General features: G+C 74.2%; 15 protein-coding genes, 1 tRNA gene and 1 riboswitch. Of the genes, 5 read left to right on the top strand and 11 right to left on the bottom strand.

From position 1 onward, the window contains the following. Nucleotides 1–28 precede the first annotated feature (28 nt). The 4 genes from ACIP4P_RS39340 to ACIP4P_RS39325 form a co-directional block, all read right to left on the bottom strand. On the bottom strand, nt 29–1,153 hold the full coding sequence (locus ACIP4P_RS39340) for a PP2C family protein-serine/threonine phosphatase (protein ID WP_400927548.1): 1,125 nt from the start codon (nt 1,151–1,153) through the stop codon (nt 29–31). Nucleotides 1,154–2,112: 959 nt separating this feature from the next. Further along, nucleotides 2,113–2,691, bottom strand: coding sequence for a TetR/AcrR family transcriptional regulator (locus tag ACIP4P_RS39335; protein ID WP_400927545.1), 579 nt, complete (start codon nt 2,689–2,691; stop codon nt 2,113–2,115). Nucleotides 2,692–2,743: 52 nt separating this feature from the next. Further along, on the bottom strand, nt 2,744–3,568 hold the full coding sequence (locus ACIP4P_RS39330; RefSeq protein WP_400927542.1) for an alpha/beta fold hydrolase: 825 nt from the start codon (nt 3,566–3,568) through the stop codon (nt 2,744–2,746). A gap of 135 nt (nt 3,569–3,703) precedes the next feature. Next, nucleotides 3,704–3,994 carry a YiaA/YiaB family inner membrane protein gene (locus ACIP4P_RS39325; protein WP_350513563.1) on the bottom strand — a complete coding sequence of 97 codons (291 nt, stop codon included), beginning with the start codon at nt 3,992–3,994 and terminating at the stop codon, nt 3,704–3,706. A gap of 197 nt (nt 3,995–4,191) precedes the next feature. Continuing rightward, nucleotides 4,192–4,350: riboswitch (cyclic di-AMP (ydaO/yuaA leader) on the top strand. A gap of 12 nt (nt 4,351–4,362) precedes the next feature. Between ACIP4P_RS39325 and ACIP4P_RS39320 the strand changes: the two genes are divergently transcribed. Further along, nucleotides 4,363–5,196, top strand: coding sequence for a M23 family metallopeptidase (locus ACIP4P_RS39320; RefSeq protein WP_350513564.1), 834 nt, complete (start codon nt 4,363–4,365; stop codon nt 5,194–5,196). Between the two features lie 114 nt (nt 5,197–5,310). Here ACIP4P_RS39320 and ACIP4P_RS39315 read toward each other — a convergent pair whose 3' ends face one another. Beyond that, complete coding sequence (locus ACIP4P_RS39315) at nt 5,311–6,186, bottom strand: hypothetical protein (RefSeq protein ID WP_400927537.1); 876 nt, start codon at nt 6,184–6,186, stop codon at nt 5,311–5,313. 42 nt (nt 6,187–6,228) lie between these two features. On the opposite strand from ACIP4P_RS39315, the gene ACIP4P_RS39310 reads away from it, so the two are divergent. From ACIP4P_RS39310 to ACIP4P_RS39295, 4 genes are all read left to right on the top strand, one after another. Further along, nucleotides 6,229–6,804, top strand: coding sequence for a GNAT family N-acetyltransferase (locus ACIP4P_RS39310; RefSeq protein WP_400927534.1), 576 nt, complete (start codon nt 6,229–6,231; stop codon nt 6,802–6,804). Between the two features lie 131 nt (nt 6,805–6,935). Continuing rightward, nucleotides 6,936–7,679: a sensor domain-containing protein gene (locus tag ACIP4P_RS39305; RefSeq protein WP_400927531.1), complete on the top strand. Its 744-nt coding sequence runs from the start codon at nt 6,936–6,938 to the stop codon at nt 7,677–7,679. An 83-nt stretch (nt 7,680–7,762) separates the two neighbouring features. Further along, complete coding sequence (locus ACIP4P_RS39300; protein WP_400927528.1) at nt 7,763–8,515, top strand: class I SAM-dependent methyltransferase; 753 nt, start codon at nt 7,763–7,765, stop codon at nt 8,513–8,515. A gap of 26 nt (nt 8,516–8,541) precedes the next feature. Continuing rightward, nucleotides 8,542–8,988 (top strand): GNAT family N-acetyltransferase, encoded by a 447-nt coding sequence (locus ACIP4P_RS39295; RefSeq protein ID WP_350513569.1) that lies wholly within the window; start codon nt 8,542–8,544, stop codon nt 8,986–8,988. 13 nt (nt 8,989–9,001) lie between these two features. Here the strand turns inward: ACIP4P_RS39295 and ACIP4P_RS39290 are convergent, their stop codons facing one another. The 6 genes from ACIP4P_RS39290 to lhgO form a co-directional block, all read right to left on the bottom strand. After that, complete coding sequence (locus ACIP4P_RS39290) at nt 9,002–10,117, bottom strand: hypothetical protein (protein WP_400927523.1); 1,116 nt, start codon at nt 10,115–10,117, stop codon at nt 9,002–9,004. Between the two features lie 431 nt (nt 10,118–10,548). Next, on the bottom strand, nt 10,549–11,385 hold the full coding sequence (locus tag ACIP4P_RS39285) for a hypothetical protein (RefSeq protein ID WP_400927521.1): 837 nt from the start codon (nt 11,383–11,385) through the stop codon (nt 10,549–10,551). A 195-nt stretch (nt 11,386–11,580) separates the two neighbouring features. Continuing rightward, nucleotides 11,581–11,654, bottom strand: a tRNA-Met gene (locus ACIP4P_RS39280). 65 nt (nt 11,655–11,719) lie between these two features. After that, nucleotides 11,720–13,042 carry a PrsW family intramembrane metalloprotease gene (locus ACIP4P_RS39275; protein ID WP_400927518.1) on the bottom strand — a complete coding sequence of 441 codons (1,323 nt, stop codon included), beginning with the start codon at nt 13,040–13,042 and terminating at the stop codon, nt 11,720–11,722. Nucleotides 13,043–13,157: 115 nt separating this feature from the next. Then, nucleotides 13,158–13,988: a tRNA (guanosine(46)-N7)-methyltransferase TrmB gene (gene trmB / locus ACIP4P_RS39270; protein ID WP_400927516.1), complete on the bottom strand. Its 831-nt coding sequence runs from the start codon at nt 13,986–13,988 to the stop codon at nt 13,158–13,160. 84 nt (nt 13,989–14,072) lie between these two features. Further along, nucleotides 14,073–15,311, bottom strand: a complete 1,239-nt coding sequence (gene lhgO / locus ACIP4P_RS39265; protein ID WP_400927513.1) for an L-2-hydroxyglutarate oxidase — start codon at nt 15,309–15,311, stop codon at nt 14,073–14,075. Nucleotides 15,312–15,472 lie beyond the last annotated feature (161 nt).

Genomic DNA, 15,472 nt, shown 5'->3' with positions numbered 1-15,472 from the left:
GCTACGGACGGGGGAGGGCACCCAATCTTCATACCCCATTTCGGTGGTCCGCGGCCGTCCGCAGCCGGCGCACCAGCACCAGCGTCCGGTCGTCCGCGACGTCCTGCGCCACCGCGGCCACCAGCCGGTGCGCCGCGCCCCGGACCGCCTGCTGCTGCGGCAGGTGGGTGCGCACCTCCGGCTCGGCGGCCGTCAGCAGCCGGGTGACGCCCTCGTCCAGGTCCCGGCCCGGCACCTCCACCAGGCCGTCGCTGAACAGCAGCAGCGAATCGCCGTGCGCCAGCCGCCCCTCCACCGCCGGGTACGGCGCCCCCGGCACCAGCCCCAGTGCCGGACCGCCGTGCTCCGACGGCAGCCAGCCGTTCCTCCGGCAGAACCGCACCGGCGGCGGATGGCCCGCGTTGAACAGCCGGTAGCGGCCGGTCGCCGGGTGCAGCGCCAGGTGGACGGCGGTCGCGAAGTCGTCCTCCCAGCCCATCCGCACCAGGTGGTCGTTGGCGGCCGGCAGGAACGCCTCCGGCGGCACCCGGCCTAGCAGCATCCCGAAGGCACCGGACAGATGGGTCGACCGGGCCGCCGCCCGGCTGCCCTTGCCCGACACGTCCACCAGCAGCAGCTCCAGCAGGTCCTCCTCCGGGCGGTGGGCGCACAGCAGGAAGTCCCCCGAGAACGACGCGCCCCCGGCCGGGGCCAGCGCGCTGTCGAAGTGCCAGTCCAGCAGCCGCTCCGGCAGCCGGGCCAGCGTCCGGTTGTGCTCCGCCAGCTCCAGCAGCATCGAGTCGCCCTGGGTGCCGCGCAGCCCCAGCCGGTGCCGGAAACGGTTCGCCGTCAGCACCGTGGCCCCGGTCGCGGCCAGCACCACCGTCACCCCCCAGCGCACCCCGCGCGGGTCCTGCACCACCGCGCCCAGCCCGCTGCCCGCCAGCGCCGCACACACCAGCACCAGCAACTGCCCCCGCCGCAGCACCATCCCGCCCACCACCAACGGCAGCACCAGGGCCGACGGCGGCCACCCGTACGGCAACAGCAGCGGCAGCACCCCCAGCACCACCGTCAGCGCGAACAGCAGCCCCAACGCCACCCGCCCCGCCCGGACGTCCCCGTCCAGCAACCGCCCGTACCACCGCCGCACCCTCGCTATCAGTGCGGGCACCCGGAACCTCCGCGAAGGCGTGGGCGGTCCCCTGTCATGACCACCAGTCAGCCCGGCCACACTAGCCCGTCCACCCCCACCCCCCACCGTGTCCCCTCCCCGCCACCCCGGGCCGCCCTGTCCCGTGGCGCTGCCCCTGCCGCCGGTCGCGCGCCTGCCCCGATCCGGCTCGCGCCTCCTCCTCCCCGCCCCGCTGCCTTCCTCCCCACCGCGTGGCGTGTCCCCTTGCTGCCGGTGCCGCGCCCACTCCGGTGCGGCGCGCCCGGCCCCGTCCTGCGGCGCTGCCCCTGCTGCTGGTCGCGCGCCTGCCTCGGTCCGGCTCGCGCCTCTTTTCCACCCCACCGTGTCCCCTCCCCGCCACCCCGGGCCGCCCTGTCCTGCAGCGCTACCCCCACCGCGTGGCGTTCCCCCTGCTGCCGGTGCCGCGCCCACTCCGGTGCGGCTCGCCCCTCCTTCCATCGGGCCTCGGCTGCGTCCGCCCACCCCCGTGAGCCCTGCTGCCGGCAGCCGCCATGCACTTCACGCTGCGCAGGAAGTCGGCCGGACCGACTTCCTGCGCGAGCGCCGGTGCTCTGATCGCCTGTGGACTGCCTGCGGCGTGAGAAGTCGACGGGGCCGACTTCTCGTGTTGATCAGCCCGTGTGGTGGGCGGTTCCCCGGGCGAGTGGTGGCTGTTGTCGCCTGCCGCCGGAAGTCGGCTCGGCCGACTTCTCGTGCGAGCCCGAGTCTCCTGTGCGGAGGGGAGGGCTGTACGGCTCCCTTGGGTGGGCGTTCCGGTCGGTGGCGGGGTTCCGAGAAGGGCTGGCCGGCGTGAGAAGTCGACGGGGCCGACTTCTCGTGTTGTCCGCCTCGCGAGGTGGTTCTCCGGGCCGGTGGGGGTTGTTGCTGCCTGCCGCTGGAAGTCGGCTCGGCCGACTTCTCGTGCTCGGGCCCGCTGCCAGGGCCGGGGCTGGGGGTTGCTAGTCGTTCGCCGGCCGGGGCCAGGCGTGGAGGCCCGTGGTGAGGGTGGTGATGAGGCGGTCGTGGGTGGTGGTGAGGTCCTCGGTGAGTTGGAAGGCGCCGGTGATGGACAGCGAGGCGAAGCCGTGGGCGAGGGAGCGGACGGTGCGGGCCGCGTGGATCGCCTCGGAGCCGTCGAGGCCGTAGCCGCGGAGGACGGCGATGATGACGCCGACCAGGCGGGTGGCGGCGCGGGTGAGGTCCTCGTCCGGCTGCGGGGCCTGGGGGAGGGCGGTGTAGCGGTGCGGGTGGCGGGTGGCGTAGGCCTGGTAGGCGCGCAGGACGGCGGTGACCGCGTCGTCCCCGCTGCGGCCGACGGCGGCTTCGGCCAGTCGGTCGGCGAGTTCCTCGGTGACCCGGACGGCGATGAGCCGCCGCAGTTCGGCGAGCCCGCCGCTGACGTGCTTGTACAGCGAGGGGGTGGCGACCCCGGCGCGGGCGGCGACGGAGGCGAGGGTGAGGGCTTCGGTGCCCTGGTCGTCGATGAGCGCGAGGGCGTGGTCGACGACCTGCTCGGGGGTCAGTCCTACGCGGGGCATGGTGGTGGTCTCTCCGGGGGGCGAGGGGTCAGGCGAGGGGTCAGGCGAGGGGTCAGGCGAGTTCGGCGAGGAAGGGCAGCAGGGCGTCGGCGACGGCCCGCGGGTTGTCGGCCATCGGGTAGTGCCCGGACCCCTCGATCATGACCTTCCGCGCGCCGAGCTTCTCGGCCTGGAGGTCGGCGACGGCCTCGGGCTTCGGGAAGTCGGGGTCCTTGCTGCCCATCAGCACCAGGGCGGGGCAGCGGACGGCCGCGCACCAGCCGATCGGCGCGGAGTCGCCGGTGACGTGGCCTCGGGTGGCGGTCCGGCGGCCGGGGGTGTGCAGGGCGGCGACCAGCCCGTCCATGTAGCCGTCGAGGTCGGCGGGGCGGGGGCCGGGGAAGGCCATCTTGCGGAGGTAGTAGCCCCAGACGCCGGGCCACCGGACCAGCGCGGCGCCCATCACGACCATGACGCCCTTCATCAGGGCGTTGGCCCGGTGCTCGACGAAGGCGTCGATCAGCGCGATCCCGGCGACCCGCTGGGGGGCGTCCCCGGCGAGCTTGACGACGGTCGCCCCGGTGTAGGACTGGCCGACCAGGACGGCCCGTTCGATGCCGAGGTGGTCGAGCAGGGCGAGCACGTCGGTGGCGACGGCGGCGGGGCTGTAGTCGTCCCAGGCGATCGAGGACTCGCCGAAGCCGCGCACGTCCATGGTGATGACCCGGTGCCCGGCCGCGGTGAGCAGCGGGTGCAGGTGCCGGTAGGCGCGGCGGGAGTCGAGCATGCCGGGGAGCAGGACGACGGGGGTGCCGTCGCCCTGCCGGGTGTCGTCGTACGCGAGCCGGCCGCCGGTGACGTCGAGGTACTGGGTGCTCGGGGTGGTGGTGCCGTTCATGGTGGGCCTCCGCTGGCTCGCCCGTTGCTGCCGATAGCCATAAAGCTAAGGCTAATAGCCTTAGCCGTCAAGCCCCCGCGAAAGCCTCCGACAGCCCCGGGCGACCCCGTTCAGGGCCTCGCTCGGGACCCCCGCTCAGGGCCCCTCGACCCGGAACGGGTCGTGCTCGCTGAGCAGCTTCTCCAGCCGGGCCTGGTCGACCCGGGCGACGGTGTCCGTGGACTCCTGCCGGTCCCGGATCACCTTGGCGAGCGTGAACGAGGAGGTGACGGTGTAGAGGAGGCCGATCCCGAGGAAGGCCCGGGTCCAGCCGCCGACGGGCAGGTAGGCGATCCCGGCGGCGAGGGCCACGGCCGAGATGGCGAAGGAGAGGACGGCCTGGGCGTAGTACGCGGCCGTGGTGCGTGACTGCATCGGTGCGCTCATGGCGTCAGGATGCGGGCGTCCGGCCGGATCGCACATGAGTAGGAGTACTCAGATGGGGCCGGTTGGTTGAAGGGTCGTTCGTTGACGTCCGATCACCTGGTCCACAGCCGTCCCGGACGGATGGCTTGGAATCAGAGCCTCCTAGGATTAACGTTTGATAACGCAGCGCGGTCGTCAACGCCGTACCCAGACGGCACCGTGCGCCGTCGCCTAATCCCGCCGACCGGCCTCCGGGCAGGTCAGGGAGCCGGGGAACCACGTTCCTTGGGGTGAATCGGCGGGGCCCCGGCCCGGCCGTAGGAGACCTTCCTGCTCCGAACCCGTCAGCTAACCCGGTAGGCGCGAAGGAAGGAAAGGAGCGCGCCCCCGTGGCGTCGACGCACACCCCGGCACACCCGGCCGGCCCCGCAGCCGGTACCCAGCTCCTCGACCACCCCGTCCCGGACAGCCCCGAGGCGCTCGCACCGGAGGCCGAGGCCAACCGCCACCGGATGCCGCGTCAGACCCGCGGAGCCTCCCCGCTGCTCGGCGTCACCGCCGTCGCCGCCACCCTGGGCGCCACCGGCTTCGCCTCCGCGACCCCGGCCGCCGCGCCCGCCATCGAGGCCCAGGACGAGATCCCGGTCGCCCTGGCCGCCGACCCCGGCCTGGCGCTCGCCGCCCGGATCCAGCAGCAGGCCGACGGCCAGCGCACCGCCGCCGAGGAGACCGCCCGCGTGCAGGCCGCGCAGGAGGCGGAGGCCAAGGCCGCCGCCAAGGAGGCGGAGGCCAAGCGCGCCGCCGAGGAGGCCGAGCGGGTCAAGGCCGCCGCCCTCACCCTGCCGGTGAAGGACTACAGCCTCTCCGCCCACTACGGCCAGAGCGCCCGCTACTGGGCCCACCTGCACACCGGCCTGGACTTCGCCGCCGACACCGGCACCGCGGTCCACGCGGTCGGCCAGGGCACCATCACCTCGGCCGGCTGGTCCGGCGCGTACGGCTACCGGATCGTCGAGACCCTGCCCGACGGCACCGAGATCTGGTACTGCCACCTCTCCTCGATCATCAAGGGCTCCGGCAAGGTGACCGCCGGCCAGCAGATCGGCAAGGTCGGCGCGACCGGCAACGTGACCGGCCCGCACCTGCACCTGGAGGTCCGCCCCGGCGGCGGCGCCCCGGTCGACCCGGAGCCCTGGCTCCAGCAGCACGGCCTCAACCCGTGACCCGGTGAACCCGTAGCAGTCGGCGGTCGACAGTCGGCGGTCGGCAGCCGGCGAACCCGTAGCCGAAGGCCCGGGACGTACGCACGCACGCGCGTCCGGGGCCTTCGCGGCACCTCACTCCGCCGGCAGCTGCGCCAGGTACGCGTCGATCTCCGCCGTCCCCGGCTCCGGCGCGAGCTCCGGGAACTCCTCGACCAGCAGCCGCGGCAGCCCGGGCACCGTCCACTCGCCGAGCAGGTCGAGCGCCGCCTCGGCCGCCGCCTCCTCGAACTCCTCGAAGCCCCCGGTCAGTTCGTCCGGCATCGGCCGCCCCAGCGCGTTCAGCTCGGCCAGGTTGCGGTAGCTGCGCCGCATCAGGCCCTGCTCCAGCAGCCGCCGCGCGCCGTCGGTGGCCATGCCGACCGACAGCACCCGGCCCGGCGCCCACCAGCCCTGCTCGTCCGGATCGTCCAGCCAGCCGGTCGGCGTCAGCGCCTGGTACCCGGCCAGGCGCTCCTCCTCGGTCAGCCCGGCGAAGCCCGCCAGCCAGTCCCGGACGGCCGCCGGGTCCGTCACGTCCACGTCGTGCGCGTGCAGCAGCACCGCGTACAGCCGGGGCCAGGTCACCAGGTCGGCGCGGTGCAGCAGCCCGACCGCCACCTCGCCCTGCCACTCGGCCTCGGCGTGCAGCCGCTCCTGCCGCTTGGCGTTGAGCCGCTTCGCGGCCCGCTGGTGGTCGACCAGCAGCCGCACCGCCTCGCCGTAGGCCAGCGGGTCCTGTTCCGGTGCGGGCTGGACGTAGAGGTGGAGCCGCTCGTACAGCAGGTGCTCCACCGCGGCGGAGGTCAGTTCGGGCCAGCCGTCGTGCATCCTGCCGTCGCCCAGTTCCAGCAGCGCGAGCACCGTGCGCAGCGGCTCCTCGGCCACCGGCGCCCGGTCCTCTCCGGCCGCCCAGGCGAGCAGGTCGGCGGCCCTGGTGCGCGGGGCGAGCCGCAGGTCTTCGTCGTTCATGTTCGAAACGGTAACCGCCGGGCGCGGGTAGGGTCGGCAGCCATGATCCCCGTGCGACTCACCGGTCCCCGGTTGGCCATCCGCGAGTACCACCACACCCCGGAGGAAGTGGACGCGCTGCACGCGCTGTTCGGCGACCCGGAGGTGACCCGCTACCTGCCCTTCGAGCCGCGCGACCGGGAGACCTGCGCCGACCAGATCGAGCTCTACCTGGAGGAGGCGATGGCCGAGTCGCGGGACACCTACCGGCTCGCCGTGGTCCGGCGGGAGGACGCCGAGGACCCGGCGGAGGCGGTGCCGGTCGCGCACGCCAGCCTCACCCTCGGCACCTACCGCTCCGCCCGCCTCGGCTACGTGCTGAGCCGCCCGGTCTGGGGCCTGGGCTACGCGGGTGAGATCGCCGGACTGCTCTGCGGGTTCTCCTTCGACGTGCTCGGCCTGCACCGGCTGGCCGCCCGGGTCGACGTGGACAACGCCGCCTCGGCCAAGGTGCTCACCCGGCTCGGCTTCCAGTTGGAGGGGCACGTCCGGCACGACCTGTACAAGGGCGGCGTCTGGAGCGACTCGTACCAGTACTCGCTGCTCGCCGACGAGTGGTCCGGCCCGCCGGCCCGGTAGCCACGGCCGGGGGGTTAACCCCACCCCCGGTCCGCCGGTCCGCCGGATGTTTGCCGGGCCGGGCCCGGGCCAGACTTGAACACGTCAGCGAGTGGTCGGGAACGCGAGTACGAGGGGCCGTGAGCCGGGAGATGAGCAGCAGCGGAAGCACGCTGGGTCGCGAGCGGGACGTCCCGGGCGGTTACGGCGAGGAGCGAACGGGTCCGGCCCGGGCCCGCCGCACCGCGCAGCCGCCGGGCTTCTGGCGGGCGCCGTTCTCCGGGTACTACTACCGCGAGGTCGGCTACGTGCTCGCCGGGCTGCCGGTGGCGATCGTCGGCTTCGCCGTCTCGATCATCCTGTTCTGCTTCGGCCTCGGCACCGTCGTCACCGTCCTCGGCCTGCCGGTGCTGGCCGGCCTGACCAGCGCCGCCCGGGGCATGGGCCGGGCCGAGCGGGCCCGGGTGCGCGGGATGCTCGGCCTGGACGTGCCCGGCCCGGCGCCGGTGCGCCAGGTGCGGGAGGGCGGCTGGGGCGCGGTCACCGCGCGGCTGGCCGACGGGGCGGGCTGGAAGGCCGTGCTGCACCAGGTGGTGATGTTCCCCTGGGCGATCTTCAGCTTCACCATGACGCTGGTGTTCCTGCTGCTGGGCTGGGCGATGGCGCTCTACCCGCTCTACCACTGGGTGTTCCCGCGCTACACCTCCTGGCGCGGCTACCAGCTGTTCGACTTCACCGACAGCCACCACGTCCGGCACGCCTACTACATCGAGGGCGCCGGGCAGATCGCCGCGTTCTCGGTGGCCGGGGTGCTGCTGGTCTTCCTGACGCCGTGGCTGGTCCGCGGTCTGACCAACGTCAACCGGGCCGCCGCCCGGGGCCTGCTCGGCGGCTGAGCGACCTCCTGTCCCTTCAAGCCCCGTCCCGTCCCGTCCGTGCTCCGGATGCGGGCGGGACGGGCCCGTGTTCGGATGACCGGGTGATCACCGCCCCCGGAGCGGACCCGGACGTCCTGGTCACCTCCCGTCCGCTGGACGAGTACTGCGCCCTGTTCGGCCTGACCCGGGCCGGCCTCGCCGCCCTGCCCGGCCCGCTGCTGGACTGCCCGGGCGGCGCGGCGGGCCTGGCCGCCGAGGCCCGCGAGCTGGGCTGCCGGGTGATCGCGGTGGACCCGGCGTACGCGCTGCCGCCGCCCGAGCTCACGGCCCGGGCGCTGGCCGCCCGGGCGGCGATGGCCGTCGCGATGGCCGCCCGCCCCCAGCTGTACCCCTCGTCCCGCCCGGACCGCCCGTTCCGTCCGGAGCGCTACCTGCGCAGCTGGGACCGCGCCCGCCGGCTGTTCACCGCCGACGCGGCCGCCCACCCCCAGCGCTACCTGGCCGCCGCGCTGCCCCGGCTGCCCTTCGCGGACGGCGTCTTCGCGCTCACCCTGAGCAGTCACCTGATCTTCGCCTACCCCGAACTGTTCGACCCGGAGCGCCAGTTGGCCGCCCTGGCCGAGTTGGTCCGGGTGACGGCCGAGGGCGGGGAGGTGCGGGTCCAGCCGCTGAACGACGGCCGGGGCCGGCGCTGCACCCACCTCGACCGGCTGCGGTACGCGCTCGGCGAGCGCCGGATCGCCAGCGAGGTACTCCGGGTGCCGCACCGGGACGGCCGCACCCGGCGGGTCCTGGTGCTGCGGGCCGCCGACCGCCGGGGCCCCCGCCGTTCAGCAAATTGTAATAGTCACTAGGCGGGTGTGCCCCTATACTCACTCGCATGAGCGAGACCACGATCCGGCCCGCCGAGCCCGCCGACGCCGACCGGCTCACCGCACTGATCCAGGCCTCCAGCGCCTACCGGGGCAGGTACTTCGCGATGATCGAGGGCTACGCCGTGGCGCCCGACTACGTCGAGCGCCACGAGGTGCGGATGGCCGTCGACGAGGGCGACGACCGACTGCTCGGCTTCTACGCGCTGATCCACGAACCGGCCGAACTGGACCTGATGTTCGTCGCCGACGACGCCCAAGGGCTGGGCGTCGGACGGGCGTTGATCGCGGACATGCTCGACCGCGCCAGGACGGCCGGGATCGCGGCGGTCAAGGTCGTCTCGCACCCGCCCGCCGAGGGCTTCTACCTCCAGGTGGGTGCCGAGCGCACCGGCACCCGCCCGCCGCAGCCCAAGACGCCCTGGTCGCAGCCCGAACTGCGCTTCACGGTCTAGGCCCCGTCCGGCCCTAGGAGTTCGACGGCGGGGGGCTCGGCTGCGCGGGGACGACGGGCGCCGCCTGCGCCGGGACGGCCACGCTCGCCGCCGGCAGCCGGGAGAGGATCTTCTCCGCCAGCCAGCTGCGGTCCGACCCGTACGGAATCCCCTGCGGGTCGACCAACTGCGCCGCCACCGCGTTCCGCAGCCGCTGCGCCCCGTCGTCGGGCAGCCGGGAGAGCAGGCCGCGGGCGGCCAGCAGCGCGTGGTACTGCTCGAAGCCCGAGCGCGGGTGCTCGATCGCGTCCAGCACGCTCGGCAGGTCCGCCAGCGCGGGGTCGCCCTGCATCAGGGCGAGCGCCTGGATCCGGCAGCCCTCGGAACCGTCCGCGAACAGGCCGCGCACCTGCTCGGCGGTCAGCGCCGAACGCTTCGCGGTCGAGCGGACCTCCGCCACCACGCCGTCCGGCCCGGCCGGGGTGCCCAGCGCGGGCGGCAACTGCGCGGCCAGCGCGGCGGGCCGGTCGGCACTGCCGCCGAGCACGCCGAGCTGCTGCATGGCGCGCATCCGCAGGTCGTCCGCGCCCACCTTGTCGCCCCGCCGGTCGCGGTCCTGCCCGGCCAGGAAGAGGTCCAGCGCCTCGTCGGTCTCGGTCAGCACCCGCGGCAGCGCCAGCCGGGTGACCAGCCAGCCGGCCAGGAAGCCGAGCACCAGGAAGTAGAGCACCAGCGCGGCCGCGAACGGCACCGAGGCGTCCGCGCCGCCCAGCGCGGGCGCCAGCGCCGTACCCAGCTGGTGCAGCCGCTCGCCGAGCGAGCCGAGCTGGGTCAGCCCGACGCCCAACAGCACCTTGGTCAGCCAGTCGGAGACCTGCTCCAGATTGGTGTTCGGCGCGTACGACCCCTGCGGCTCGCCGGAGCCGCTCCGCACCCGGGGCACCCCGAACAGGAAGCCCAGCGCGCCGCCGAGCACCGTGGAGGCCCCGGCGATCACCAGGCCGCCGCCGAGCGCCTGCCAGGCGTGCTCCCGGCCGAGCGCGAACAGCAGCAGCCCCAGCAGCCCGGTGCCGGTCAGCACCCCGGCCGCCGTCCACTGCGCCCTGCGCAGCAGGACCGACGTGCCGGCCCGTCGACGCGTCCTCGCCATCGCCCACCCCCTGTGTCCGCGCCGACTCTAGCGCCGGGGTCCCACCACGGGAACGAGCCGGGGGCGCCGCCGCTACGACGGGACGGTCCGGGGAAGGGCCTGCGGGAAGCTCACGGGAAGGCCTGCGGAAATGGCTCCGGAAAAGGCTCCGGAAACGCAGACGACCCGCGGGCTGCTCCTCGACGCCGGCCCGTGCACTGGCCTGGCGCCGAGGCACCGGGGATGTTCCGGTGAGCCCGCGGGCCGGGTGACTGCTATGGATTTCGCCTGCCGGAGGCCAGGGGCCTCACCCTGCGCAGGCAGGGGCGGCTCTAGCGAGCAGCCACCTCACGCATCCTGATGGAACTCAATTCAGGATCACCTCCCTTCAGTGTGCCGCCACTGTAGGCAGCCCCCTGTCGGGAGTGCAACGGATTATTCGAGGGGGCCGCTCAGGCGGTCTTCGCCTGCTCCTGGAACTTGGTGAAGTCGATGGTGTTGTCGGCCGGAGGGGCCTGGACGGTGAGCGGCTTGTCGAAGTCCGAGAGGTCGATCTGGGTCGTGCCGTCCTTGCCCGGGGCGGTCTCGATCCGGACCGGGTAGGGCTTGCCCTCCGTGGCGACGTAGATGGTGCCCTTCTCGCCCTTGGAGTTGGTGACCTTGAGGCTGAAGGTCTTCACGCCGTTGGTGGTGCCGGCGGTGCCCTTCTCCGGCGTGCCGCCGGCCTTGTCGCCGCCCTCGACGATCTGCTTGCCGAAGTCGGAGAGGTCGCACAGCGAGGTCATCGACTTCATCTGCGGGTCCTTGTCGAGGCCGGTCAGGTAGCGGCCCTTGAAGAGCTCGGCGACCTTGGCGCCGTTGGGGCCGCCGATGACGGTCCAGAAGGCCGTGTCCGGCTTCATGTAGATGTTCTTGCCGTCGCGGATGATCTCCACCTTGCCCATGCCCGGCATGGACATGGTGCCAGTGCACTGGCCCTTGTTGTCCATCGCCAGGTTGATCTCCATCTTGCCGTCGGTGTCGGCCATGGTGCCGGACAGCTTGAGCGCGGTGGCGGAGGCCAGGGCGTCCTTGGCCTGCGTCTTGATGTCGGTTGCAGTCAGCTTGTCGGTGTCCAGCGTGGCCTTGGTCGGCGTCGGCGTGGCGGACGGAGTCGCGGGGGCCGCGGCGGCGGAGGTGGCCGCAGGCGCGGCGGCCTTGTCCGAGTCCTTGTTGTCGCCACAGGCGGCCGTGCCGGCTCCCAGCAGGAGGCAGATCGCGGCGGTGCTCGCCAGGCGCTTCGACAGCATCAGGTCGTTCCTTGTCCAGGGCACGGCCCGGCCGCCCCCCACTTGGATGAATTTTTCCTCAGTATGGGGGAGCGCTAGGACAAGAGATCTTGGAACGGGGAGCCGTTACCGCTTTGTGGCGGGACCGTGCTCCGCCCGTGCCCGGGAACGCGAAAGACCCGGAGGACGGATCCTCCGGGTCTTTCGGCTACTGAGTAGCGGGGACAGGATTTGAACCTGCGACCTCTGGGTTATGAGCCCAGCGAGCTACCGAGCTGCTCCACCCCGCGTCGGTGAACACAACAATACGTGGAAGTCGCCGAGATGGGAAATCCGTTCTCCGGACCGCCCCGGGCTACCCCCGCGCGGGACTCCGTCCGCGCCGTCCGGGGTGCCCCGCAGCCCGGGATCCGGCCCAGAGCGCGAAGCCGACCAGCGCCACGAAGCAGGGCACCATCAGCACCCCGTACACCACCAGGAAGCCGTCCGTCCCCAGGTCGGCGGCCGCGTTCCAGGTGCCGTGCAGCGCCATCGCGAGCAGCAGCCCGGTCGGTGCGGCCAGCCGGGCCAGCCAGCGCCGCCCGGTGGTCAGGGCGACGGCCAGGCCGATCCCGGTGAGCGCGGTGAACAGCGGGTGGGCGAAGGGGGAGAGCAGGGCGCGCAGCACGAAGGTCTGCACGGTGCCGTCGAAGTCGCGCAGGCTGGGCGGGTCGCCCAGGCCGATGCTGTCCAGCCGGTTGCGCTGGTCGGTGGTGAAGGCCCGCCCCAGGTAGAGGGCGTTCTCGGTGAAGGCGAAGCCGCAGGCGGTCATCCCGCCCAGCACCATCCCGGCGGCCAGGGTGCGCGGCCGGGAGCGGCGGTGCGGGGCGCCCGGGCCGGGCGGGGCCGGGCACAGGTACGGCAGCGGCCGCAGGTAGGGGCGCAGCCGCAGTCGGCCGCGGGCGTGCGGCCCGGCCGGGCGGCGCGGGTACGGGCGGGCGCGCCGGGGCGCGGGCGAGCGGTGCAGCAGCGGCGCGCAGGGGCGGCCGGAGCGGCGGCCGTGGCAGCGCAGCCGTCGGCCGAGCGGCAGCAGCAGCACCAGCAGGGCGGTGGCCTTGGCGCTCTCCTCGATCACCGGGGTGGCGATCCCGGTGCCGAGCAGCCCGCCGAGCGCGCCCTGGTGGGTGGTCAGGTAGTCGGCGGTCCAGTTGTTGGCGAGGATCGCGACCGTGGTGGCCGCGCAGGCGCCCCAGCCGAGGCAGAACACGGTGTGCCGCAACGGCACCCGGGCGGTCAGGTTGAGCCAGGCCAGGCCGCCCAGCACGAAGGGCAGCGGCACCATCGCCAGGCCCAGCCCGACCAGCAGTCCGACGGTGCCGGTCTGCCGCTGGACCAGGTGCAGGATCAGCGCCCCGCAGCCGACCAGGGTCAGCACGGCGGTCGTGGTGACGGAGGAGAGCGCCGTCGAGCGGCCGCGGTCCGGGGTGCCCGGCACGGTGCGGGTGGTGGGGGCGGTGGTGGCGGAGGACGGCGGCGCGTCGTGCGGCCGGAGCAGCAGCCGGTCGGCCCGGCGCCTCCGGGGCCCCGGGATGGTCCGGGTGTCTCCGGTGCGCGGGACCGTCCCCGGTGCGTCGGCGGCGCGGTGGACGGTGGCCCGTCCCAGCCAGGCTCCCCGGCCGCCGCCGGACGGGCTGCCCATGCGGCTCAGGGTAGGCCACGGGGGCGGCCCGTCGGGAGGACTCGGGACGAACCGTTCGTGCGGGGTACGGCCGCACGGTCGGGCCGGCGCGGCCCGTTCGAACGGCCGTCAGGGGTCAGCGGCGGCGGAACAGCAGGTCGTGCACCACGTGGCCCTTGGCGAGGCCGGCCCGCTCGAACTTGGTGACCGGACGCCAGTCCGGGCGCGGCGCGTAGCCGGGGACGCTGCCGTCCGGGTGGTCCGCGGGCTCCAGCCAGCCGGTCCCGTCACCCTCCGGGTGCAGGTTCTCCAGCTCCGGCGAGGCGGACAGCACGGTCAGCATCTGCTCGGCGTAGTGCTCCCAGTCGGTCGCGCAGTGCACCAGGGCGCCCGGGGCGAGCCGGGGCAGCACCAGGTCGAGGAAGGCCGGCTGGATCAGCCGGCGCTTGTGGTGCTTGGGCTTGGGCCACGGGTCGGCGAAGTAGACCCGCAGCCCGGCCAGCGAGGCGTCCGACAGCATGTCGCGCAGCAGGATGACGGCGTCGCCGGCGGCCAGCCGGACGTTCTGCGAACCGTCGCGCTCCAGCATGCCGAGCAGGTTGCCGTGGCCGGGGGTGTGCACGTCGGCGGCCAGGATGCCCATCGACGGGTCGGCGGCGGCCATCGTGGCGGTGGTCTCGCCCATGCCGAAGCCGATCTCCAGGGTGACCGGCCGGCCGGCGAACAGGTCCCCCAGGTCGAGCGGGGTGCCGTCGATCGGCACGCCGTACGTCTCCCAGCTCCGGTCCAGGGCGCCCGCCTGGGCGTTGGTCATCCGGCCCCGGCGCGGCTGGAAGCTGCGGATGCGCTGCTCCCGGTGCTGCTCCTCGGTGGCCTTGTGCGGGTACATCGGCGCGGGGTAGGCGGCCGGCGCCGCGGACAGCCGGGCGGACGGCGATTGCTGGGGGATCGGGGCGGTGGCAGTCACAATCACCCGAGTCTACGGGGCCGCCCGGGGCGCCCGCAGGGGTGTGTGACGGGGCTCATCCGCCCCGGTCCCGGCGGGTCGGGCTCACCCGCCGGCCTCCAGCGCGGCCAGGGCCCGGCGGGCCACCTCGCGGCCGATCGGCAGCGAGGCCGTCGCGGCGGGGGAGGGGGCGTTCAGCACGTGCACGGTGCGGCGCGGGGAGCGCGGGTCCGCGGGGTCGAAGCCGGCGAAGGCGAAGTCGTCCAGCAGCGAGCCGTCCCGGGCCACCGCCTGGGCCCGTACCCCGGCGGTGGCCGGCACCAGGTCGGCGGCGGTCACCGCGGGCAGCAGCCGCTGGACGGCGGTGGTGAACGCCCGCTTGGACAGTGAGCGGTGCAGCTCGCCGACCTCGTACCGCCAGTGCCGGCGCAGGATCCGCCAGGTGCCGGGGAAGGCCAGCGTCCCGGCCAGGTCGCGCGGGTGGACGGTGCGCCAGTCGTACCCCTCGCGGGCCAGCGCGGGCACCGCGTTCGGGCCGACGTGGACGTCCCCGTGGATGCCCCGGGTGAGGTGCACGCCGAGGAAGGGGAAGGCCGGATCGGGCACCGGGTAGACCAGTCCGCGCACCAAGTCCCGCCGCTTCTCGGTCAGTTCGTAGTACTCGCCGCGGAACGGCACGATCCGCACGCCCGGGTCGTCCCCGGCCAACCGGGCGATCCGGTCGCTGTGCAGCCCGGCGCAGTTCACCAGCACCCGGCAGCGCAGCTCCCCGCCGGTGGTGCCGACCGTCAGGCCGTCCCGGCGCCGGGCGACCGTCCGCACCTCGGTGCCGGTCCGCAGTTCGGCGCCCGCCTCCTTGGCCAGCCGGGCGTACGTGGTGGCGACCGCCGGGAAGTCGCAGATGCCGGTCGTGCCGACGTGCAGCCCGGCCCGTCCGACCACCTCCGGCTCGTAGCGGGCGATCCCGGCCCGGTCCAGCTCGGTGACCGGGATGCCGTTCGCCCGCCCGCGCTCGGCCAGCGCCGCCAGCCGGGGCAGTTCGGTGTCGTCGGTGGCCACGATCAGCTTGCCGGTGACCTCGTGCGGGATGCCGTGCTCCCGGCAGAACGCCACCATCTCGGCGGCGCCCTCGACGGCGAAGCGGGCCTTGTACGAGCCGGGGCGGTAGTACACGCCGCTGTGGATCACCCCGCTGTTGCGCCCGGTCTGGTGCGCCGCGAAGCCGTTCTCCTTCTCCAGCACCGCCACTCGCAGCCCGGCCCGCGCCCCGGTCAGGGCATGGGCCGTGGCCAGTCCGACGATCCCGCCACCGACCACCACGACATCGAACCCGTCGCCCGCCACCCTGCGCTCCTCGTCCGTCGCCCGCCCCCTGGGGCCGATGGTGCCACGGGAGTTGGCGGTCGGCGCCGGTTTCGCACACGTTCTGCCGGTTGCCGTCCGTCGCGGTCGTTCCGGGTGCGGGTCCGCTGCCGTTACGGGTGCCGGTTCGCCGCTGTTCCGTG

Source organism: Kitasatospora sp. NPDC089509, assembly GCF_044749365.1.
In the GTDB taxonomy this organism is placed as follows: domain Bacteria; phylum Actinomycetota; class Actinomycetes; order Streptomycetales; family Streptomycetaceae; genus Kitasatospora.
Note: the sequence above shows the minus strand (reverse complement) of the source record. Positions and strands in the feature narration are given on the sequence as shown.